At 58.9% G+C, this 21,740-nt stretch carries 24 protein-coding genes and 1 tRNA gene; 10 read left to right on the top strand and 15 right to left on the bottom strand.

Annotation, left to right across the window (positions count from 1 at the left end; translation table 11 throughout):
• Window positions 1-3 precede the first annotated feature (3 nt).
• Window positions 4-774, bottom strand: coding sequence for a tRNA (cytosine(32)/uridine(32)-2'-O)-methyltransferase TrmJ (gene trmJ, locus BXA01_RS10340; protein ID WP_073473313.1), 771 nt, complete (start codon window positions 772-774; stop codon window positions 4-6).
• A 145-nt stretch (window positions 775-919) separates the two neighbouring features.
• On the opposite strand from trmJ, the gene suhB reads away from it, so the two are divergent.
• The gene (suhB, locus tag BXA01_RS10345) at window positions 920-1,738 is read left to right on the top strand and encodes a type III secretion system regulator SuhB (RefSeq protein ID WP_016773320.1); all 819 of its coding nucleotides are present in this window, start codon (window positions 920-922) and stop codon (window positions 1,736-1,738) included.
• Window positions 1,739-1,980: 242 nt separating this feature from the next.
• On the opposite strand, the gene BXA01_RS10350 is transcribed toward suhB, so the two are convergent.
• The 6 genes from BXA01_RS10350 to queA all read right to left on the bottom strand — a co-directional run bounded on the left by BXA01_RS10350 (window position 1,981) and on the right by queA (window position 8,085).
• The gene (locus BXA01_RS10350; RefSeq protein ID WP_007916907.1) at window positions 1,981-2,529 is read right to left on the bottom strand and encodes a glycine zipper 2TM domain-containing protein; all 549 of its coding nucleotides are present in this window, start codon (window positions 2,527-2,529) and stop codon (window positions 1,981-1,983) included.
• 121 nt (window positions 2,530-2,650) lie between these two features.
• Window positions 2,651-3,565, bottom strand: a complete 915-nt coding sequence (gene secF, locus BXA01_RS10355) for a protein translocase subunit SecF (RefSeq protein ID WP_016773319.1) — start codon at window positions 3,563-3,565, stop codon at window positions 2,651-2,653.
• Window positions 3,566-3,574: 9 nt separating this feature from the next.
• On the bottom strand, window positions 3,575-5,443 hold the full coding sequence (gene secD / locus BXA01_RS10360) for a protein translocase subunit SecD (RefSeq protein ID WP_016773318.1): 1,869 nt from the start codon (window positions 5,441-5,443) through the stop codon (window positions 3,575-3,577).
• A gap of 65 nt (window positions 5,444-5,508) precedes the next feature.
• Window positions 5,509-5,847: a preprotein translocase subunit YajC gene (gene yajC / locus BXA01_RS10365; RefSeq protein ID WP_016773317.1), complete on the bottom strand. Its 339-nt coding sequence runs from the start codon at window positions 5,845-5,847 to the stop codon at window positions 5,509-5,511.
• Between the two features lie 43 nt (window positions 5,848-5,890).
• The gene (tgt, locus tag BXA01_RS10370; RefSeq protein WP_160768392.1) at window positions 5,891-7,006 is read right to left on the bottom strand and encodes a tRNA guanosine(34) transglycosylase Tgt; all 1,116 of its coding nucleotides are present in this window, start codon (window positions 7,004-7,006) and stop codon (window positions 5,891-5,893) included.
• Window positions 7,007-7,020: 14 nt separating this feature from the next.
• A complete protein-coding gene (queA, locus tag BXA01_RS10375) occupies window positions 7,021-8,085 on the bottom strand; it encodes a tRNA preQ1(34) S-adenosylmethionine ribosyltransferase-isomerase QueA (protein ID WP_016773315.1) in 1,065 nt (354 codons plus the stop codon).
• Between the two features lie 108 nt (window positions 8,086-8,193).
• On the opposite strand from queA, the gene BXA01_RS10380 reads away from it, so the two are divergent.
• A tRNA-Leu gene (locus BXA01_RS10380) sits at window positions 8,194-8,278 on the top strand.
• Between the two features lie 93 nt (window positions 8,279-8,371).
• Here BXA01_RS10380 and BXA01_RS10385 read toward each other — a convergent pair.
• Window positions 8,372-8,620 carry a DUF6429 family protein gene (locus tag BXA01_RS10385; RefSeq protein ID WP_231991024.1) on the bottom strand — a complete coding sequence of 83 codons (249 nt, stop codon included), beginning with the start codon at window positions 8,618-8,620 and terminating at the stop codon, window positions 8,372-8,374.
• Window positions 8,621-8,841: 221 nt separating this feature from the next.
• On the opposite strand from BXA01_RS10385, the gene BXA01_RS10390 reads away from it, so the two are divergent.
• Window positions 8,842-9,171 (top strand): hypothetical protein, encoded by a 330-nt coding sequence (locus tag BXA01_RS10390; RefSeq protein WP_076564050.1) that lies wholly within the window; start codon window positions 8,842-8,844, stop codon window positions 9,169-9,171.
• Between the two features lie 35 nt (window positions 9,172-9,206).
• On the opposite strand, the gene BXA01_RS10395 is transcribed toward BXA01_RS10390, so the two are convergent.
• Window positions 9,207-9,956 (bottom strand): hypothetical protein, encoded by a 750-nt coding sequence (locus BXA01_RS10395; protein ID WP_076564051.1) that lies wholly within the window; start codon window positions 9,954-9,956, stop codon window positions 9,207-9,209.
• 115 nt (window positions 9,957-10,071) lie between these two features.
• Here BXA01_RS10395 and BXA01_RS10400 point away from each other — a divergent pair, with 115 nt between their 5' ends.
• The 5 genes from BXA01_RS10400 (at window position 10,072) to BXA01_RS10420 (ending at window position 14,000) form a co-directional block, all read left to right on the top strand.
• Window positions 10,072-10,437 carry a hypothetical protein gene (locus BXA01_RS10400; RefSeq protein WP_041479936.1) on the top strand — a complete coding sequence of 122 codons (366 nt, stop codon included), beginning with the start codon at window positions 10,072-10,074 and terminating at the stop codon, window positions 10,435-10,437.
• Between the two features lie 100 nt (window positions 10,438-10,537).
• Complete coding sequence (locus tag BXA01_RS10405) at window positions 10,538-11,272, top strand: hypothetical protein (protein ID WP_076564052.1); 735 nt, start codon at window positions 10,538-10,540, stop codon at window positions 11,270-11,272.
• Between the two features lie 71 nt (window positions 11,273-11,343).
• Window positions 11,344-13,263 (top strand): alkaline phosphatase D family protein, encoded by a 1,920-nt coding sequence (locus BXA01_RS10410; protein ID WP_076564053.1) that lies wholly within the window; start codon window positions 11,344-11,346, stop codon window positions 13,261-13,263.
• Window positions 13,264-13,494: 231 nt separating this feature from the next.
• Complete coding sequence (locus BXA01_RS10415; RefSeq protein WP_042608352.1) at window positions 13,495-13,749, top strand: type II toxin-antitoxin system prevent-host-death family antitoxin; 255 nt, start codon at window positions 13,495-13,497, stop codon at window positions 13,747-13,749.
• Complete coding sequence (locus tag BXA01_RS10420; RefSeq protein WP_076564054.1) at window positions 13,746-14,000, top strand: Txe/YoeB family addiction module toxin; 255 nt, start codon at window positions 13,746-13,748, stop codon at window positions 13,998-14,000. Before BXA01_RS10415 ends, BXA01_RS10420 begins: the two co-directional genes overlap by 4 nt.
• Here the strand turns inward: BXA01_RS10420 and BXA01_RS10425 are convergent.
• Window positions 13,994-15,181, bottom strand: coding sequence for an aspartate aminotransferase family protein (locus tag BXA01_RS10425; protein WP_076564055.1), 1,188 nt, complete (start codon window positions 15,179-15,181; stop codon window positions 13,994-13,996). The genes BXA01_RS10420 and BXA01_RS10425 overlap by 7 nt on opposite strands.
• A gap of 102 nt (window positions 15,182-15,283) precedes the next feature.
• Here BXA01_RS10425 and BXA01_RS10430 point away from each other — a divergent pair, with 102 nt between their 5' ends.
• Together BXA01_RS10430 and BXA01_RS10435 are read left to right on the top strand one after the other, a co-directional pair.
• The gene (locus BXA01_RS10430; protein WP_076564056.1) at window positions 15,284-16,210 is read left to right on the top strand and encodes a LysR family transcriptional regulator; all 927 of its coding nucleotides are present in this window, start codon (window positions 15,284-15,286) and stop codon (window positions 16,208-16,210) included.
• A 136-nt stretch (window positions 16,211-16,346) separates the two neighbouring features.
• Window positions 16,347-17,048, top strand: a complete 702-nt coding sequence (locus BXA01_RS10435) for a hypothetical protein (RefSeq protein WP_016773307.1) — start codon at window positions 16,347-16,349, stop codon at window positions 17,046-17,048.
• Between the two features lie 73 nt (window positions 17,049-17,121).
• Here the strand turns inward: BXA01_RS10435 and BXA01_RS10440 are convergent, their stop codons facing one another.
• The 5 genes from BXA01_RS10440 to cyoB form a co-directional block, all read right to left on the bottom strand.
• Window positions 17,122-17,613, bottom strand: coding sequence for a RidA family protein (locus BXA01_RS10440; protein WP_076564057.1), 492 nt, complete (start codon window positions 17,611-17,613; stop codon window positions 17,122-17,124).
• 235 nt (window positions 17,614-17,848) lie between these two features.
• A complete protein-coding gene (gene cyoE, locus BXA01_RS10445; protein WP_016773305.1) occupies window positions 17,849-18,736 on the bottom strand; it encodes a heme o synthase in 888 nt (295 codons plus the stop codon).
• A 10-nt stretch (window positions 18,737-18,746) separates the two neighbouring features.
• Window positions 18,747-19,082, bottom strand: a complete 336-nt coding sequence (gene cyoD / locus BXA01_RS10450) for a cytochrome o ubiquinol oxidase subunit IV (protein ID WP_011335842.1) — start codon at window positions 19,080-19,082, stop codon at window positions 18,747-18,749.
• Window positions 19,082-19,705: a cytochrome o ubiquinol oxidase subunit III gene (gene cyoC, locus BXA01_RS10455; RefSeq protein ID WP_024014230.1), complete on the bottom strand. Its 624-nt coding sequence runs from the start codon at window positions 19,703-19,705 to the stop codon at window positions 19,082-19,084. The genes cyoD and cyoC overlap by 1 nt, the downstream gene beginning before the upstream one ends.
• A 3-nt stretch (window positions 19,706-19,708) precedes the next feature.
• Window positions 19,709-21,739, bottom strand: a complete 2,031-nt coding sequence (gene cyoB, locus BXA01_RS10460) for a cytochrome o ubiquinol oxidase subunit I (protein WP_041479948.1) — start codon at window positions 21,737-21,739, stop codon at window positions 19,709-19,711.
• Between the last annotated feature and the right edge of the window lies 1 nt (window position 21,740).

A 21,740-nucleotide genomic window follows, 5' to 3' on the forward strand; every position in this document is an offset into this window, starting at 1 on the left:
CATTCAATCCTTCCGCTTTAGAAGCTCGCCACGGGCCGCTTTCTGGGTTTCCGTGAGGATGCCACGCAAAATGTTCATTTCCGCCCGGCTGACCGAGCTGCGTCCGTACAACCGGCGCAGGCGCGCCATCAAGTGCCGTGGCTTTTCCGGGTCGAGGAATTCGATGGCAACCAGCGTCTGCTCTAGGTGCTCATAGAATCGCTCCAGCTCATCCATGGTCGCCAGCTCGGCACTTTTCACCGAGGCCACTTCTTCTTTCTCGACCTTGCTTGGCTGACCCTGTGCGGCCAGCCAGGCCATGCGCACTTCATAACTCAACACCTGCACCGCCGCCCCGAGATTCAGCGAACTGAACGTCGGGTCGGAAGGGATGTGCACGTGAAAATGACATCGCTGCAGCTCTTCGTTGGTCAGGCCGGAGTCTTCACGGCCGAACACCAACGCAATCTCGGCACCCTGCCCGGCTTCCTCGACCACCTTGTTGCCGCATTCGCGCGGGTCCAGCAGCGGCCAGGGAATACGCCGGTCGCGGGCGCTGGTGCCGAGCACCAGATTGCAGCCGACCAGAGCATCTTCCAACGTGGCGACGACTTGCGCGTTTTCAAGGATGTCACCGGCACCGGAGGCGCGGGCATCGGCCTCGTGGTGCGGGAAGACCCGCGGTTCGACCAGCACCAGTCGCGACAGACCCATGTTTTTCATGGCGCGCGCGGCCCCGCCGATGTTGCCGGGGTGGCTGGTGTTGACCAGGACGACACGAATGTTCTGCAGCAAGGGAGGCGCTCTCGGACACAGGAAAGGGGGGCAAATCTTACAGAACAGCCTACCGTTAAGCTATGAAAGCGAACAGCGTCCTTCACCTGAAGAAAAGTTCTGATAGAATGCGCGGCTTTCTTTAACAACCTTAGGTGACACATCCATGCAGCCCATGCTGAATATCGCGCTGCGCGCCGCCCGCAGCGCCAGTGAACTGATCTTCCGCTCCATCGAGCGCCTGGATACCATCAAGGTCGACGAAAAAGACGCCAAGGATTACGTATCCGAGGTCGATCGCGCCGCTGAACAGAAAATCATCGATGCCCTGCGCAAGGCTTACCCGAATCACTCGATTCAGGGTGAAGAAACCGGCCTGCACGCTGGCACCGGCATCGAAGGCGAAGAGTACCTGTGGATCATCGATCCGCTGGACGGCACCACCAACTTCCTCCGTGGCATTCCGCACTTTGCAGTGAGCATTGCCTGCAAATATCGTGGTCGCCTGGAACACGCAGTGGTTCTGGACCCGGTTCGCCAGGAAGAATTCACCGCCAGCCGTGGTCGCGGCGCTCAACTGAACGGTCGTCGTCTGCGCGTAAGCGGTCGCACCAGCCTCGACGGCGCCCTGCTCGGCACTGGCTTCCCGTTCCGTGACGATCAGATGGACAACCTCGACAACTACCTGGGCATGTTCCGCGCCCTGGTTGGGCAGACTGCCGGCATCCGCCGCGCCGGTTCGGCGAGCCTGGACCTGGCTTACGTGGCTGCCGGTCGTTTCGATGCGTTCTGGGAGTCGGGCCTGTCCGAGTGGGACATGGCTGCAGGCGCCCTGCTGATTCAAGAAGCCGGCGGCCTGGTGAGCGACTTCACCGGTGGTCACGACTTCCTGGAAAAAGGCCACATCGTTGCCGGCAACACCAAATGCTTCAAGGCAGTGCTGACGGCGATCCAGCCGCACCTGCCGGCCTCGCTGAAGCGCTAAGCTTTACGCGAAACCAAAAAAGCACCCTCCGGGGTGCTTTTTTTATGCCTGCAATTCCAAACAGCACAATTCCCTGTGGGAGCGAGACTGCTCGCGAATGGGCGTGCCAGCAAAGGAACTATCAACTGCTGGACCGTATTCGCGAGCAGGCTCGCTCCCACAGGTGAGAATCGCGCGCTGCCCTGAATCGCGGGTATAAAAAAAGCACCCCGCAGGGTGCTTCTTTTCACAACCGTAAATCCTTACTGAGCCGGCTCATTCTGCGACAGGATCAGCTTGCCTTCCTTGTCGACCGGAATCTGGTTACCCGGATCGCGATCCATCCGCACTTTGCCTTCCTTGCCATCAAGCGAGTAACGCACGTCGTAACCGACGACCTTGTCGCTGATGTCATTGACCGTGTTGCAGCGAGTTTGCGTGGTGGTGTAGGTGTCACGCTCCTGCATGCCCTCCTGCACCTTGTTGCCCGCATAACCGCCACCGACCGCACCGGCCACCGTGGCAATCTTCTTGCCGGTACCGCCGCCAATCTGGTTACCCAGCAAACCACCGGCCAGCGCGCCGACCACGGTACCGGCGATCTGGTGTTGATCTTTTACCGGCGCCTGACGGGTCACCGTTACATCCTTGCATACTTCACGTGGAGTCTTGATCTGTGTCTTGACCGGCTCAACGGCTAATACTTGCGCATACTCAGGGCCGCTTTTAACCAGGCTGTAGGTGGCAACAGCACCCCCGGCTGTGACACCGACAGCACCCAATACCGCACCAACCAGCAACGACTTGTTCACATGAACCTCCTGACCATCACATGCGGGACGCGCCCGCGCTTCTCCCAGCCTTGGAGCACAAAAAAAGGCGCGAGTTCAACTCGCGCCTTTTGTTGGCTGACAGTCGGGACATCGCTGGCCGTTATGGACGGTCGTCGACTTCCTTATCGGTGTTGGCCGGAGGAATCAGATCCTCGGTGGTCAGGTTCAGCCAGATCAGCACCACGTTGGCGATGTAGATCGACGAATAAGTACCCGCCAGTACACCGATGAACAGTGCGATGGAGAAACCGAACAGGTTGTCGCCGCCAAAGAACAGCAGCGCCGCGATCGCCAAGAGAGTGGAGATCGAGGTCGCCATGGTGCGCAGCAGGGTCTGGGTGGTCGAGATGTTGATGTTCTCGATCAGCGTCGCCTTGCGCAGCACACGGAAGTTTTCACGTACCCGGTCGAAGACCACGATGGTGTCGTTCAGCGAGTAACCGATGATCGCCAGCACTGCCGCCAGTACTGTCAGATCGAAGGTGATCTGGAAGTACGAGAGGATACCCACGGTCACGATCACGTCGTGGATCAGCGACACAATGGCGCCGACCGCAAACTTCCACTGAAAGCGGAACGCCAAGTAGATCAGGATGCCGCCGAGCGCCAGCAGCATGCCGAGGCCGCCCTGGTCGCGCAGTTCTTCACCGACCTGCGGGCCGACGAACTCGACACGCTTGACCGTCGCCGGGTTGTCACCGCCGACCTTTTGAAGCGCTTCCGCTACTTGATGGCCCAACTGCGGGTCTTCACCCGGCATGCGCACGAGCAGGTCGGTGGTCGCACCGAAGTTCTGCACCACGGCTTCGTGATAACCGGAAGTCGCCAGTTGCTCGCGCACCTTGGTGACGTCGGCCGGACGCTCGTAGGTCAGCTCGATGAGCGTACCGCCGGTGAAGTCCAGGCCCCAGTTCATGCCCTTGGTGGCAACACTGAACAAGGCAATGACGGTAAGCAGCAATGTGACGCCGAACGCGAAGTTGCGAACGCCCATGAAGTTGATTGTACGTAACATGGCAGCCCCTTAAATCCACAACTTCTTGAAGTCACGTCCGCCAAAGATCAGGTTGACCATTGCGCGGGTCACCATGATGGCCGTGAACATCGAGGTAAAGATCCCGAGGGACATCGTCACTGCGAACCCCTTCACCGGGCCGGTGCCCATGGCGAAGAGAATGCCGCCGACCAGCAAGGTGGTCAGGTTGGCATCGAGAATCGCAGTAAATGCCCGGCCGAAGCCTTCGTTGATTGCCCGCTGCACAGTCATGCCGGCGGCGATCTCTTCACGAATCCGCGAGAAGATCAGTACGTTGGCGTCGACCGCCATACCCATGGTCAAGACGATACCGGCGATACCCGGCAGGGTCAGAGTGGCACCCAGCAACGACATCAATGCCAGCAGCAGCACCATGTTCACCGCCAGCGCGACGGTGGCGATGACGCCGAAGAAGCGGTAGATGGCGATGATGAACAGCGACACGAACAGCATGCCCCACAGGGAAGCGTCGATACCTTTGGTGATGTTGTCAGCACCCAGGCTCGGACCGATTGTGCGCTCTTCAGCGAAGTACATCGGTGCTGCCAGACCACCGGCACGCAGCAGCAGCGCCAGTTCGGACGACTCGCCCTGACCGTTCAGGCCAGTGATGCGGAATTGCGCACCCAGCGGCGACTGAATGGTCGCCAGGCTGATGATCTTCTTCTCTTCCTTGAACGTCTGCACCGCAACGTCTTTCTCGACGCCATCGACCACTTGCTTGGTGTAAGTGGTGACCGGACGCTGTTCGATGAAGATCACCGCCATGCTGCGACCGACGTTGGAACGGGTCGCGCGGCTCATCAGCTCGCCACCGTGACCATCCAGACGGATGTTCACTTCAGGCGTGCCGTGTTCGCCGAAACCGGCCTTGGCGTCGGTGACCTGGTCACCGGTGATGATCAGGCCACGCTCGATCTGCGCTGGCGGACGGTTGCCTTCGCGGAATTCGAACGATTCGGAAGTGGCTTTCGAAGCGCCCGGCTCGGCGGCCAGACGGAACTCAAGGTTGGCCGTCTTGCCGAGAATACGCTTGGCTTCGGCAGTGTCCTGCACGCCCGGCAGCTCAACCACGATGCGGTTGGCGCCCTGACGCTGCACGATCGGTTCGGCAACACCCAGCTCGTTGACGCGGTTACGTACCGTTGTCAGGTTCTGCTTGATGGAGTATTCACGGATTTCCGCCAGCTTGGCCGGGGTCATCGCCAGACGCAGCACCGGTTGACCGTTGAGATCGGCCGGAACAATGTCGAAATCGTTGAAATTCTTGCGGATCAGCGCACGGGCCTGTTCGCGGGAATCTTCATCGCTGAAGCCCAACTGAATGGCACCGCCCAGTTGCGGCAGGCTGCGATAGCGCAGCTTCTCTTTGCGCAGCAGGCTCTTGACGTCGCCTTCGTAGACTTTCAGGCGTGCATCGAGGGCTTTGTCCATGTCCACTTCGAGCAGGAAGTGCACACCACCGGACAAGTCCAGACCCAGCTTCATCGGGTGCGCACCGAGGTTGCGCAGCCATTGCGGAGTGGTCTGTGCCAGGTTCAGCGCGACGACGTAGTCATCACCCAATGCCTTGCGTACTACGTCCTTGGCCGGCAGCTGGTCTTCAGCCTTGCTCAGACGGATCAGACCGCCCTTGCCGCCAGCCGTCAGCGTGGCCGCCTTGACGTTGATGCCGGACTCTTTCAGCGCTGTGCTGACGCGAGCCAGATCGGCGTCATTGACCTGCAGAGCCGTGCTGGCGCCGCTGATCTGAATCGCCGGGTCATCAGGATAAAGATTGGGAGCGGAATAAATCAGACCGATCGCCAGCACCGCCAGGATCAGAATGTATTTCCACAGAGGGTATTTGTTCAGCATCACGCCGCCCGTTATGAACGCGGGGCGCCTTGCGCGCCCCGTCGATTGAGTAGAAGTTGTTGCTCTTAGATCGCTTTCAGCGTGCCTTTTGGCAGCGTGGCGGCGATGGCGCCTTTCTGGAACTTCATTTCCACGGTGTCGGAAACTTCCAGAACCACGAAGTCATCGGCAACCTTGGTGATCTTGCCGGCGATGCCGCCAGTGGTCACGACTTCGTCGCCCTTCTGCAGGCTGCTCAGCAGGTTCTTCTGCTCTTTGGCGCGCTTGGCCTGTGGACGCCAGATCATCAGGTAGAAGATGACCAGGAAGCCGACCAGGAAAATCCACTCGAAGCCGCCGCCCATTGGACTTGCAGCAGCCGGTGCAGCTGCGTCAGCCATGGCGTTAGAGATAAAAAAGCTCATTTAGCACTCCAGTTGCAAATGTTGAATCTTGGGGTCAGAAAACTCAGTCCAAAGGCGGAACGGGAAGTCCGCGTTTGGCGTAGAAGGCATCGACAAAGGCGGCCAATGTACCCTGTTGAATAGCCTCGCGCAAACCAGCCATCAGCACCTGATAATGGCGCAAGTTATGGATGGTATTGAGCATGCTGCCGAGCATTTCGCCGCACTTGTCCAGGTGATGCAGATAAGCGCGCGAGAAGTTCTGGCAGGTGTAGCAATCGCAGGTCGGATCCAGCGGCGATTCATCATGGCGATGGAACGCGTTACGGATCTTCAGCACACCGGTATCGATGAACAGATGCCCATTGCGGGCATTACGGGTTGGCATCACGCAATCGAACATGTCCACCCCGCGGCGCACACCCTCAACCAGATCTTCCGGTTTGCCAACGCCCATAAGGTAACGAGGTTTGTCAGCGGGCATTTGGCCCGGCAGATAATCCAGCACCTTGATCATTTCGTGCTTCGGTTCGCCCACCGACAGACCGCCGATGGCGAGGCCGTCGAAGCCGATCTTGTCGAGGCCTTCGAGCGAGCGCATGCGCAGGTTTTCATGCATGCCGCCCTGAACGATGCCGAACAGCGCTGCGGTGTTGTCACCGTGGGCATTCTTCGAACGCTGCGCCCAGCGCAGCGACAGCTCCATCGATACCCGCGCGACGTCTTCGTCAGCCGGATACGGCGTGCATTCGTCGAAGATCATCACAATGTCGGAACCGAGATCGCGCTGCACCTGCATCGACTCTTCCGGGCCCATAAACACTTTGGCGCCGTCGACCGGAGAAGCGAAGGTCACGCCCTCCTCCTTGATCTTGCGCATCGCGCCGAGGCTGAACACCTGGAAGCCGCCGGAGTCGGTGAGGATCGGGCCTTTCCACTGCATGAAATCGTGCAGGTCGCCGTGCTCCTTGATCACTTGAGTGCCGGGACGCAACCACAGATGAAAGGTGTTGCCCAGAATGATTTCCGCGCCCGTGGCGACGATGTCGCGCGGCAGCATGCCCTTGACCGTGCCATAGGTGCCGACCGGCATGAACGCCGGGGTCTCGACGGTGCCACGGGGAAAGGTCAGGCGACCACGACGAGCCTTGCCATCGGTGGCCAGCAGCTCAAAGGACATTCGACATTCGCGACTCATTCTGTTTCCTCTGGGCCTGTCTGTTCAGGGGCAGTTGGAGCGGGATTGCGGGTGATGAACATCGCATCCCCGTAACTGAAAAAGCGGTAGCCGTTTTCCACGGCGGCCTTGTAGGCGGCCATGGTTTCGGGATAACCGGCAAACGCCGAAACCAGCATCAACAGCGTGGATTCCGGCAAATGGAAATTGGTCACCAGGGCATCGACCACATGAAACGGCCGGCCCGGATAGATAAAGATGTCGGTGTCGCCACTGAACGGCTTGAGCACACCATCGCGCGCCGCGCTCTCCAGCGAACGCACGCTGGTGGTGCCGACCGCAATCACCCGACCGCCCCGCGCACGGCACGCAGCGACTGCATCGACCACATCCTGGCCGACTTCCAGCCACTCGCTGTGCATGTGGTGATCTTCGATCTTCTCGACGCGCACCGGCTGGAACGTCCCCGCGCCGACGTGCAACGTCACGAACGCAGTCTCGACGCCCTTGGCGGCAATCGCCTGCATCAGCGGCTCATCGAAATGCAGCCCCGCCGTCGGCGCAGCGACCGCACCCAGACGCTGGGCGTACACGGTCTGATAACGCTCGCGATCCGAGCCTTCATCCGGGCGGTCTATATAAGGAGGCAACGGCATGTGCCCGACGCGATCGAGCAGCGGCAAGACTTCCTCGGCAAAACCCAGCTCGAACAGCGCATCATGACGCGCGAGCATCTCGGCTTCGCCACCGCCGTCGATAAGGATCTTCGAACCCGGTTTCGGCGACTTGCTGGAGCGCACATGGGCCAGCACGCGGTGCGCATCGAGCACGCGCTCGATGAGAATTTCCAGCTTGCCGCCGGACGCTTTCTGCCCGAACAGCCGCGCCGGAATCACCCGGGTATTGTTGAACACCATCAAATCGCCCGGGCGCAAATGCTCAAGCAAATCAGTGAATTGACGGTGTGCCAGGGCGCCGCTCGGCCCATCAAGGGTCAGCAGGCGACTACCGCGACGCTCGGCCAACGGATGGCGGGCGATCAGCGAATCAGGAAGCTCGAAAGTAAAGTCAGCAACGCGCATGATGGGGTTCGTCTAGCAGGGCCGGAAAGTCTAGCGGAAATATCAAAAATTGACCATGAAACGTGATTGACCAACGGTAATCACCTCTCTATACTTCGCCGCCATTGAGCCCTGATGGCGGAATTGGTAGACGCGGCGGATTCAAAATCCGTTTTCGAAAGGAGTGGGAGTTCGAGTCTCCCTCGGGGCACCAACACAGAGAAAAAGGTCTTGCGAAAGCAAGGCCTTTTTTTTCGTCTGGAGGAAAGTGATTGGTGCCTCGCGGGCCTTCCAGTCCAAGATCAAATCAGGTCTCGGAACCGGATGTCTGCCCACCCGACTTCTTCACTCCAAACATCCGCCCAGCAATCTCCCGCCCCCGCTCCAACCCTTCCTCCGTCAACCATATCGATTTGTTCCGGTTCACCGGATTACTGATCAAACCCTGTTCGTGCAAGCGGTTCATGATCTCGAAGTCATAGCCCTTCCACGCATTGCCGGCGTCGGAGCTATAGGCTGCCAGGAGAGCAAGGACGGCGTCGTCGATCAGTTTCATGTCGTATTCCATGATGGTCACTCCGCTGATGTTCAGTGTTTGTAATCAAAGCGTCGTATCAAAGTGGATGTCAATGCTGCGCGAGCTTGTAGGTTTTAGATGCCCGATTGCTGGTTGCCTCGACTGCGATCCCCGCCCGTATAATCACGCCCGCACGGCAAACCTCCTCTGGCGTTTTGCGCATTGGTTTCGAACCTTCTACTTCACTGACAGACATCCCCATGGAAACCGCACTGGAAACCGTCGCCCTCTTCTCCCTCAAACTCGCCTACGAAGAAGAAGGCCTGAGCCCGATCCTGCGCGATGACATGGTCATGGGCGATTACCAGAAAGATGTTTTCGAGCTACTGGTGAAACGCGGCGATGTCGAGGCCATTCAGTTCAAGATGAACGAATGCCTGAACCTTGCGCTGGATGCCTTGGGTGGGGTCGAGAAGCCGTTGGGGCGGGAGTTGCGCAAGTTGTCGGCGGAGTTGGCTCAGGCGCGGTCGGTGGAGCAGCTGGGTCAGCCGCTGCTCGCGCTGAAGGGATATCTGCGCGACATTCTTTGAGTGGCGCGCTACAGCCATGCCGCTACCTCGTCCGATCAGCGACGCGCTTTCAGTACTCGAATATCTGTTGGGAAGCCGTCAGCGCCCACCAGCTTTTTCCAGCCCATGTACTGAAATTCGCCGTTGGGATCAATGTAGTCGCCCTTCTCTGGTTGCCCTCCGCCAACTATCGCAACACGCTTCACTTCGCCACAGCCGCCATCCGACGGTCGCACTGTGTAGATCACATACGGCTTCACGTATTGCGTGGCGCGGAAGTATTGGCCGCAGATTTCGTCGACGGTGATCAGCATGGTTTTCAGGCGGGCTTCGCCGTCGGTGTCTTCGTGCAGTTTCAGGAAAGAGATGTCGCCGACGTCGCTGTAGCCGAGGGAACGGGCGCGTTGGTAGGCGGGGGAGTTCTGGTGCGCAATACGGCCCTCCTCCACACCCCTTTGCATTTGCGCGGCGAACTCGGCTTTGCCTTGGGCCAGGGTTGCCTCGGCATGGGCCGCGACGTTTTCGCAGTGGGCGTACTCGCTGGAGTCGAGGTGCTGCGGTAGCAGGTTAAGGCGGCGCTCGTTCATGGAGGCGAGGCTGTCTTGCAGGCCGGACGTTAGTGCATAGGCAGCGGAGACGCGACCGCTCTGGACGTCGGCGATTGTCTCCTGCATGCGCTGGCAATTGGCGAGGTAGTAATCCCAGCTGGCTTGCGGGTGTTCTTTCGCGAAGCAGAAGGCTGGGGTAATGGAGACGGCAAGGGTGAGAGCGCCGAGCAGTTGCAGCATACGGGTTGTGGAAAACATGGGTAGTCCATTACAGAGAAGGCATGGCGCGACGCTACTATTTTGCTATCGTTCCGTCCACTCTCAACAGGCGACCAAGTTGTCGCCTCTGTCTCGTGGCAAGGAAAGAAATCCGATGGATGCTGTGTTGTGTTTGGTAGTCATGGCTGCAATGTGGTTCTGGGTGGTGCGTCAGCGCGGGCACTGGAATCTGTTGTTGGCGAACCTCGCCGGAGCGGGCAGCGCTGTGGTGGCGGGCATTGTCTTCACACTGCTTTATGACGGGCTGTTCGGCACCACCATGGCAGCGCCGGGACTGCACAACAGCCTGGTGGTGTTCATGACCAGCGCGGGCGTCCTGGCGGGTGTGTGGTTGTGGATCGCCAAGCGTCGTCAGCCGGCGCATCCGGTTGCACGTCAACTGCTCGCGGGGGTCTGTGGCGTTGCCGCCGGCATGGTCACGTTGATTTTTCTGGCGGCGAATTATTTTCCGCAACCGTAGCCGGACGGCGCGTCTATTTTGCTATCTTGCCGCGCATCGTCGGGGCTTGCTGATCGTCTCGCGTCGCGCTTGGATTGTTGAAAGGTAAGGAAAGGATCAAATGGAGTTTTTGCGTTTTCTGGCGTTCGTCGCTGTCTGGGGTTTCATGTGGCGCTGGGTGGTGAAGAACCGCGGCAGCTGGAATATTTTCTACGGCAACATCGTTGGCGCGGCGGGTGGGTTCATTGTCGGGCTGGTGATGTTGTCGATCACCTTTTCGCTGTTTCCTTCGTCGTTCGATCACGAGGCGCAGGCGCAAAACACGCCAGTCGTCGAGTCGACCTCTGTGTTGCCTGAAGCCGAGGCAGTCACGCCCGTCACCGAGCTGAAAGATGCGCCTGTTTTTGCTGCCATCGAAGCGGATGACAAGCCTTCCCCGCCGGACTCCGCACTGTTGCCGAATAACGTCAGCCGAGCGCCGAAATCAATGGCGGTACAGACGGTGCTGGATCAAAGCGACTACGAGGGTCGCATGGCCCTGGCCGCGCTGAACAAGAAGTTGCGCGGCGACGCACAGGCCGACAAGTCGATGATCGCGTATGTCATGTGCAGCCCGTTTGTCACCAGCACCCTGCGTTATCCCGCTTCGGCGCGTTTTGCTGACAGCAAAGCGCTGGTCAGTCATCGCTACAAGGATCAGGTCTACAGCTTCAGCAACAGCGTCACTGCGCGCAACATGAATGGCGACGATGTCACCTACCGTTTCGATTGCTCCGTGCAGGAATTGCCACGGGTTGATGCGACGGCTGGGGAATGGCGTTTGCTGGCGCTGAAACTGCAAAAAGCCGACTCTTAAGGCTGATTTAAGGGATCAGGGCGCCGGCTGCGCTATCATCGCCGGCCTGTGCGCCTTGAGCTTTGCCCTCGATGTTTTCAACACCTGATGACCTGATCTCGCTGCCTCCTGTACTGGCCGGTCCGTTGCTGCGGCGGCTGGAGCCGACGCGCGTGGTGCTGTGGCTGGTGGGCTCGCGTGAACTGTCGCTGACCTTGCACCTGCAAGGTGTAGGAGATATTCCGCTCGACTCGGAGAAATGCACGGTCATTGCCGTAGGCCGTCATGCGTTCGTGCATCTGATAGACGTTCAGCTTGAAAGCGCCCTGCCCTGCGACACGTTTATCGCTTACGACCTGCTGATCGATGACGCCATCGGTATGGCTGAGTGGGCGCCTCATCTGCTTTACCCCGGCGCTACCTGTGCGAACCTCGTCGTGCGTTCGCGGATCGACCAATTGCTCCACGGCTCCTGCCGCAAGCCGCATCATCCGGCAACCGATGGCTTGCTCTGCGTCGATCAATTGCTGGCCGACGAAACCGATCCGCAACGGCGCCCGGCGCTGCTGATGATGAGTGGTGATCAGGTCTATGCCGACGACGTCGCCGGGCCGATGCTGCGGGCGATTCATGCCTTGATCGAGCGTCTGGGTCTGTTCGATGAGCACCTTGATGGTGCCGTGGTCAGCGACAGCGCCAAGCTCTATGAGCACCCGGCCAGCTACTACCACCGTGCGGATTTGTTACCGGCGCTGGAGAGCAACGAGACGTTGCGCGAGCGATTTTTCGGTGGCGCGCGTAAGCCGATTTTCACCAGCAGCAGCGCCGACAATCACCTGGTGACATTCGCCGAAGTCATGGCCATGTACATGCTGGTGTGGTCGCCGACGCCGTGGTCGCTGATCAATCCGAGCGCGCCGACGCTGACGCCGGAACGCCGCAAGCGCTACCACCTTGAGCAGACGCGCATCGATGCCTTCAAGGCGGGCCTGGGCAATGTCGCGCGGGCGCTGGCGCATCTGCCGAGCCTGATGATTTTCGATGATCACGACATCACCGATGACTGGAATCTTTCTGCGCAGTGGGAGGAAACCGCCTACGGCCATCCGTTTTCCAAGCGCATTATCGGCAACGCTCTGATTGCCTATCTGTTGTGTCAGGGCTGGGGCAACAATCCGGATGCCTTCAAGGACGTGCTGGAACAGACCGCGCAACTGAGCGCCAGCGGTGACGACGGCTATCTGGACATGCCGGTGCAGGACGATCTGATTGATCAGTTGCTGCGTTTTCAGCAGTGGCATTTCGTACTGCCGAGCACTCCGGCACTGGTAGTGATCGACACGCGCACCCGGCGCTGGCGCAGCGAGATGGCGCTCAAGCAACCATCGGGCCTGCTCGACTGGGAAGCCTTGAGCGAACTGCAACAGGAACTGCTCGATCACCCTTCGGCGATCATCGTGTCGCCGGCGCCGATCTTTGGCGTGAAGCTGATTGAAACCGTGCAGAAGGTGTTCAGCTGGTGCGGTTATCCACTGCTGGTCGACGCGGAAAACTGGATGGCCCATCGCGGCGCGGCGCAGGTGATCCTGAACATTTTCCGACACTCGCGCACACCCGGAAACTACGTGGTGCTGTCCGGCGATGTGCATTATTCCTTCGTCTACGAAGTCCTGATCCGCCACCGCAAGGCCGGCCCACGGATCTGGCAGATCACCAGCAGCGGCATCAAGAACGAATTCCCGCCAACGCTGCTGGAATGGTTCGACCGCCTCAACCGCTGGCTCTACTCACCACGCTCACCGTTGAACTGGTTCACCAAACGCCGCCTGATGCGCATCGTCCCGTACACGCCGGAACATGCCGAGGCCGGGGAACGGCTGTGGAATTCGGCGGGGATCGGACAGGTGTTTTTCAATGAACAGGGGCAGCCGAGCGAGATTGTTCAGCACAACTCGAATGGGGCGGAGAAGACGAGGATGCTGGCGCCGGAGTCGGGGGACGGGCTGGATTGAAGCAGTAACCATTTCCTACATCGGCTAGTTCATGGGATGACGAGATAAGGGCTTCGCGACACTGAACAGGAGGGAAGAGGATTACAACCTTCTCAGAAACGTCTCGAATATTACTGAGCGATACTGATTGAAGTCGCAGTCAGCCCTGCTGCGACACAACCACTGGTAGGTGTCGACTTGTCATCCTGTACTCATTTCTGTACGTTCTCTGCATCCAGCGAGGACTTCAATATGCAAACCATCAACTACACCACCGCCCGTGCGCATTTGGCCGAGACGATGGACCGTGTCAATGAAGATCGTGCGCCGCTATTGGTCACTCGGCAGAAAGGTGAACCCGTAGTGATGATGTCTTTGGCCGAATACAACGCGTTGGAAGAAACAGCTTACTTACTTCGCTCCCCTGCCAACGCCGAAAGGCTGATGAAATCCATCGGTGAGTTGCGCGCCGGCAAAGCCAAAGTCAGGCAATTGATCGAAGAATGAAAATCGAGTTCACGCCCACATGCTGGGAAGACTATTTGTGGTTTCAGCAAAACGACAAGGCTGGGCTCAAGCGTATCAATCTTCTGATCAAAGCAATCAAGCGCGAACCGTTTGAGGGTGTCGGTAAACCAGAGGCGCTCAAACATAATATGAGCGGCCTCTGGTCACGCCGAATAACGGCCGAACATCGTCTGGTGTACAGGGTTGAGGACGGCGAAATCTGCGTCATCAGTTGCCGGTATCACTATTGAACCTGAGCTGAATCAGTCATCAGAGCGCGCCCAACCCCTCTGACAATCATCCCCACCTCGCGCTCATCAATCGTCAGCGGAGGGAGCAACCTGATGGTCTTGCCACGAGTCACGTTGATCAACAAGCCGTGATCCCGCGCAGCGATCAGCGTCAGGTCGCGCACCGGTTGTTTCAGCTCGACACCGATCATCAGTCCCTGCCCCCGGATTGCGAGCACGTTCGGGTTGTCTGCCAGCTCGGCGCGCAGGCGTTCCAGTAACCGTGCGCCCTGCACCCGCGCATTCTCCAGCAGGCCTTGCTCTTCGATGATGTCCAGCACCGTGCAGCCGACCCGGCACGCCAGTGGATTACCGCCGAAAGTGCTGCCGTGGCTGCCCGGGGTGAACAGGTCGGCCGCGCGGCCACGGGCCAGGCAGGCGCCGATCGGCACGCCATTGCCCAAGCCTTTGGCCAGGGTCATGACATCGGGCACGATGCCTTCGTGCTGAAAGGCGAACCACTGCCCGGTGCGGCCGATGCCGGTCTGGATTTCATCGAGCATCAGCAGCCACGCGTGGCGATTGCACAGGTCGCGCAGGGCCTTGAGATAACCCGGCGGTGCGACTCGTACGCCGCTTTCGCCCTGGATCGGTTCGACCAGAATCGCCACGATGCGCGCGCCGTGTTTGCGCTGTATTTGCTCCAGCGCCGCGAGATCGCCGAACGGCACTTTGACGAAGTCCCCCGGCAGTTCGTTGAAGCCCAGGCGCACCGCCGGGCCATCGCTGGCAGACAGCGTGCCGAGGGTGCGGCCATGAAACGCGTTGGCCATGACCACCACCAGCGGCTGCTCGATGCCTTTGCGCCAGCCGTACAGACGCGCCAGTTTCAGTGCCGTCTCGTTCGCTTCGGCGCCGGAGTTGTTGAAAAACGCGCGCTCCATCCCCGACAACACAGTCAGCCGCTTGGCCAGTTGTTGTTGCCAATCGATGCTGTACAGGTTGGAGGTGTGCAGCAGCAATCCCGCCTGCTCGCTGATCGCCGAGACAATGCGCGGATGCGAGTGGCCGACATTGGTCACTGCCACACCGGCAACAGCGTCCAGATATTCGCGCCCCGCCTGATCCCACAGGCGCGTGCCCAGGCCCTTGGTGAAACTCAGGGCCAGTGGTTGGTAGGTGTTCATCAGGGCGGCGGTCATGACGTGAAACTCCATTGCAGGTCGGTGTTTTTGCAGTATGGTTAGCCACCTGAGCTGGATAAACTCGGAAAAACTTTAATCATTTAAAAGCCGAGCTTGATAATGGATTTGTTTCAGTCGATGGGCGTGTACGTCAAAGTGGTGGAAACCGGGAGCATGACGGCCGCCGCTGCGAAGTGCGAAATGTCGACGACGATGGTGGGCAATCATCTGCGCGCGCTGGAGCAACGGCTCGGCGTGCAACTGCTGCAACGCACCACGCGCCGCCAGCGCCTGACCGAATTCGGCAGCGTCTATTATCAGCGCTGCCTGGAAGTGCTCGGCCTGGTGGCCGACTCCGAACGCCTTGCCGAACAAGCGTCGGACGAGCCGCGCGGCATGCTGCGTATCACCGCGCCGCTGACATTCGGCGTTGAACGACTGACCCCGGCTCTCAGCGAATACTCCTTGCTCTATCCGCAAGTGAAGCTCGACGTGGTGCTGACCAACAGCCGTCCGGATCTGCTGGAGAACGGCCTCGATGTCGCATTCCGCCTGGGCAATTTCGACCAATCCAACCTGATCGCCCGGCCCTTGATCGACTACACCCTGACGGTCTGCGCCTCCCCTGATTACATCGCGCGGCGCGGCATGCCGCACACGCCACAGGATTTGCAGCAACACGATTGCCTGTCCTTCGCCTATCCGGCTGGGGATGACTGGCAATCGGTGGAAAAACGCTGGCGTCTCAGTGGCCCGGAAGGTGAAGTCCTCGTCGACGTCAGCGGGCCGATGCTGATCAACAGCTCCGCCGGTCTGCACCAAGCGGCGCGCAACGGCATGGGCATCATGATGCTGCCCGACGCGCTGGTGGAGCAGGATCTGCGCGACGGCAAACTGGTCAGGGTAATGACGGACTACCAACCGCCGAGCAGGCCGATGCATCTGTTGTATGCGCAGGATCGCTATCGACTGCCGAAGCTGAGACGGTTTGTCGAGTTTGCGATGCGTACGTGGGGGAAACCCGCTGACGCCATGCTCGGAAAATAACGCACGCCGGGAAAAATCCCGACCACCAGACCGTTGCTCCGTGACAACGCCGCCCCGCTCCCCTAAATTAGTCGGCCTGAAAAAGACCTCGTGCTTTCTCGCCTCAACTCAAGTTAAAAAAAGTAGTGAAATTTCAATGTCCGATTTCAACACCGCTGAATCCGTAGTCACCCAGTCGTCCAAAGCGGAATACGAAAACTCCATCAATCTTTCACAACACCTGCCACAAGCCAAAATCATCAGCGAGATGGTCCTGGACGCGTTCCAGTCGACCCGCGAGAGCGACCAGATCCGCGAATTGCGTGCGGCGATCCGTCAGGCGCATGACAGCTTTGATGACGACAAGGCTTACGAGCTGATGGGCGAACTCAAGCGCCTGAAAGACGCCGAGGCAGCGGACATCGCCGCGCTGGAAGACCTGAGCAGCAAGTTCTCGATCGGGCGCATTCTGTCCAGCTTCAAGGACGATCCGGCGTTTCAGGAAATCGTTTATGGTCTGGCGCTGAAAGTGCTGAATCAGACCCATCAGGCGATCAGCAATCCGAGCGGCGGCAAGAGCAAAGCTGCGAAGAAGAAAGAAGTGGAAATCTTCACCATCAGCAAGGACGGCGCCAGCGTGACCCTGCCAATGCGCACGCCGCGTTCGCGTCTGAACGTTGATCGTGAGGCGCTGGAATTCCTCGGTTTCACCTTCGTCGGTGAAGGCGATGAAGCCGAACTGGAGAGCGAAACCTTCGTCGACAACGCCGGTACGGAACAGGCTGTAAACCGCAAGAACATCATCACCGCCCTGCAGCAGCAGACCGCGTTTGATGGTTACAGCATCGCGGCGCAGTAATCTGCAAAGCACTTGTGAAAAAGCCCCGCGCTGAGTTATCAGGCGGGGCTTTTTGTTTGAGGCGGGGATAACCTCAAGCCGAAGGATGCAACGCCGCAATCATGTCCACTTCAATCGCCGCATTCTTCGGCAACTGATAGACGCCGATGGTCGTACGTGTATGCCGTCCGGCATCGCCCAGCACATGGCTGAACACATCCGAAGCGCCGTTGGCCACTTCGCTCAGGTCGACGAAGTCGGCGGTCGATTTCACATACACCGTGACCCGCAACAACGCACGAATCTTGTCCAGCGAACCCACCGCATCGACGATCAGCGCCAGGCAACGCATGGCGCTGATGCTCGCTGCGGCTTGCGCATCCTTGAGGTTCAGTTCCAGCCCCACGCGACCGGGATAGAGGATCTTGCCATTGACCCGCGGCACCATACCGCTGATGTAGAGCTCGTCGTGATGACGGATCAGCGGCGCGTAATTGCCACCGGCGCTGTTCTCGCCATAGATGTCGTAGTTGAGTTCTTCGGCCAGGGCGATAAAGCGCTCATCGCAGGTCATCCGTTCGGTCATTGCGCCCAGCCTTTTGATCAATGCACGGGTTGAGACAGTCGAGCACCGAAGGATGGCTTGGAGCTACTACTGTCGGGGTTGGATCCGAATCTAGGTCTTTTACCGAATGGCCGCAACCGCAAACTGTGGGGGCGAGCCTGCTCGCGAATGGCAGCACCCCGAACGGCATATTTCAGCCAACAAAAAACCCCGCACATCTCTCAACGTGCGGGGTTTTTCCTGAAGCTTGCAAACCTTACGGCGCGTACGTCAGCAACAGCTCTGTCGGCACCTTGAAGTCCAGGGACATCATGACGCTCAACGCAGTGATGGTGAAGATCGAGAACACGAACAGCTTGCGTGCCCAGACGGTGTCATCGACTGCCTTGTAGCCGGTCCAGGCCATGTACAGCCAGTACATGCCCATGGCGGCGGCGACGGCGAGGTAGCTCATGCCGGCGTAGCCGCTGAAGGTCAGCATCAAGGTCGCCACGAGGAACGCCAGGATGTAGAGCAGGATGTGCTTCTTCGCCACTTGAATGCCGCGTTTCACAGGCAGCACCGGAATCGATGCGGCCAGGTAATCATTGAAACGGAAAATCGCGATGGCGTAGGAATGCGGCATCTGCCACAGGCTGAACATCACCAGCAGGGTCAGTGCGGCCATGTCGAAGCTGTTGGTCACGGCAACGTAACCGATCACTGGCGGCATGGCCCCCGACAGACTGCCCACCAGCGTGCCGTGAACCGACTTGCGCTTGAGGTACAGGCTGTAGAAGCCGACGTAGATGATGAAGCCGATTACTGCGAACAAGGCAGCCAACGGGTTGGCCACCTTGTACAACAAGGCAACGCCGAGAACACCCAGAATGGTCGCGTAAACCAGGGCCAGTTTCAGGGAGATGAGGCCCTGGACCAGCACACGGTTCTTGGTGCGTTCCATCTTCAGGTCGATGTCGCGGTCGATGCAGTTGTTGAACACGCAACCGGAGGCCACGACCAGGGAAGTACCGATCATGGCGGCCAGAAACACCGCCAGATCGACATGCCCTTTCGAGGCCAGGAAGAACCCGCCTGCCACAGAAAGCACGTTACCGAAAATGATCCCCGGTTTGGTGATTTGGATAAAGTGCTTGAGCGACATCGGGTCTACCTCACTTCGCCATCATGTACGTGTGGATGCTGAACATGATCCACAGCGACAGGCCAACCAGCAGCACGATCACAATCGCCGTAAAGACGAATGCGATCACGTTGTTACGCTGTGCAATGGAACGGTCCAGGTGCAGGAAGTAATACAGGTGAACGATCACCTGGATCACTGCGAACAGCAGAACGATTGCCAGCGTCGTCGACTTCGGCAGGGTCGGGTACATCACCAGACCGAACGGAATGACGGTCAGGATTACCGACAGGATGAAGCCGATGGCGTACGACTTGACGCTGCCGTGGCCAGCATCGTGGCTGTCATGGGAGTGTGCATTAGCCATTACAGAGTCCCCATCAGGTAAACAACGGTGAAGACGCAGATCCAGACCACGTCCAGGAAGTGCCAGAACAGGCTCAGGCAGCTCAGACGGGTCTTGTTGGTCGACGTCAGGCCATGCTTGTTGACCTGATACATCATGATGCCCATCCAGATCAGACCGGCCGAAACGTGCAGACCGTGGGTACCGACCAGGGTGAAGAACGCCGACAGGAAGCCCGAACGGCTAGGACCGAAGCCCTCGGAGATCAGCAGGTGGAACTCGTTGATCTCCATGGCGATGAAGCCCGCGCCGAGCAGGAAGGTCATGAACAACCAGCCCAGGACCGCCTGCTTCTTGCCCTTGTACAACGCCAGCATGGCGAAGCCGTAGGTGATCGAACTGAACAGCAGCAGAGCGGTTTCGCCCAGCACGTAAGGCAGTTCGAAGATCTCGTGGCCCGACGGGCCACCGGCAACGTTGTTTACCAGTACTGCGTACACCGCGAAGATCGACGCAAACAGAATGCAGTCGGTCATCAGGTAGAGCCAGAAACCGTATACGGTCATCTCGCCCGAGTCGTGGTGATGGTCATCGTGCCCATGGTCACCATGGGCGTGTCCAACATTGGTCACTAAGTTCGACATGGTTTAAGCCTGTTCCAACGAGGTTTCAACACGGGTGGCATTGGCCGGGATTTTCCCTGCCGCGACCAGACGCTTGTGCTGCTCGGCTTCGATACGCTCGATCGTTTCAACCGGAACCATATAGCCCTGGTCGTCACGTGCAGCGTGGATCACGAAGTACACGACGGTGCCCACCAGGCTCGCGATCGCCAGCCACCAGATGTGCCAGATCATCGCGAAACCGAAGACGGTCAACAGCGCGCCCATCACCACGCCAGTGGCGGTGTTGTTCGGCATGTGGATCGGCTCGTACTTGGCCGGACGCTGGTACGCAGTACCGTTTTCCTTGGCTTCGGTGAACGGGTCGATGCAGTCAGCCTTAGGCAGCACAGCGAAGTTGTAGAACGGTGGTGGCGACGAGGTCGACCATTCCAGGGTGTGTGCATTCCACGGGTCACCGTGATCGCAAACGTTCTCTGGCTTGTTGCGGTCACGCACACTGACGTACAGCTGGATCAGTTGGCAGGCGATACCGACAGCAATCATCACCGCACCGAACATGGCAACGTACAGGTACGGTACCCACTCAGGGTTGGTGGTGGCGTTCAGACGACGGGTCATGCCCATGAAGCCCAGTGCGTAGAGCGGCATGAACGCGACGAAGAAGCCCGAGATCCAGAACCAGAACGCTGCTTTACCCCAGCCTTCGTGCAGCTTGAAGCCGAACGCTTTCGGGAAGTAGAACGCGAAGCCAGCGATGTAACCGAATACCGCACCGCCGATGATCACGTTGTGGAAGTGCGCGATCACGAACAGGCTGTTGTGCAGCACGAAGTCAGCACCCGGGATGGCCAGCAGTACGCCGGTCATGCCGCCGATGGCGAAGGTCACCATGAAGCCCAGTGTCCACATTACCTGGCTGGTGAAGCGCAGACGGCCCTGGTAGATGGTGAACAGCCAGTTGAACAGCTTCACACCCGTCGGGATGGAAATCAGCATCGTCGCCAGACCGAAGAAGGCGTTGACGCTCGCACCCGAACCCATGGTGAAGAAGTGGTGCAGCCAAACCATGAAGCCCAGTACCGAGATCGCGCCCGAAGCGTAGATCATCGAGTGGTGGCCGAACAGTTTCTTGCCGGTGAACGCCGAGATCACTTCAGAGAAGATGCCGAATGCCGGCAGGATCAGGATGTAAACCTCAGGGTGGCCCCAGGCCCAGAACAGGTTGACGTACATCATCGGATTGCCACCAAGTTCATTGGTGAAAATGTGGAAATCCATGTAACGGTCAAGGGTCAGCAGTGCCAGGGTAGCGGTCAGGATCGGGAACGAAGCCACGATCAGAACGTTTGCCCAGGTGCAGGTCCAGGTGAAGATCGGCATGTCCATCAGTTTCATGCCAGGGGTACGCATTTTCAGTACGGTCGCGAGGAAGTTGACCCCGGTTAACGTCGTACCCAATCCGGATAGCTGTAGCGCCCAGATGTAGTAGTCCATACCCACGCCAGGACTGTATTGCAGACCCGACAGCGGCGGATACGCAACCCAACCGGTCTTGGCGAATTCGCCGACGCCCAGGGACAGGTTGATCAGTACTACGCCGGATACCAGCAGCCAGAAGCTCAGGGAGTTCAGGAACGGGAACGCAACGTCACGCGCGCCGATCTGCAGCGGCACTGCAAGGTTCATCAGGCCGGTGAAGAATGGCATCGCCATGAAGATGATCATGATCACACCGTGAGCGGTGAAGATCTGGTCATAGTGTTCAGGTGGCAGGTAGCCAGGCGAACCCTCGGTGGCCATGGCCAACTGGGTACGCATCATGATCGCGTCGGCAAAACCGCGCAGCAGCATGACCATGGCGACGATGATGTACATCACGCCGATTTTCTTGTGGTCGACCGAAGTCAGCCACTCGGTCCACAGGTACGTCCACTTCTTGAAGTAAGTGATCGCAGCGAACAGCGCCAGACCACCGAGGGCGATCATGGCGATGGTCACCATCACGATCGGCTCGTGGAATGGGACTGCTTCCCAACTTAATTTACCAAACATC

This window comes from Pseudomonas sp. B10 (assembly GCF_900156235.1).
Lineage (GTDB): Bacteria > Pseudomonadota > Gammaproteobacteria > Pseudomonadales > Pseudomonadaceae > Aquipseudomonas > Aquipseudomonas siliginis.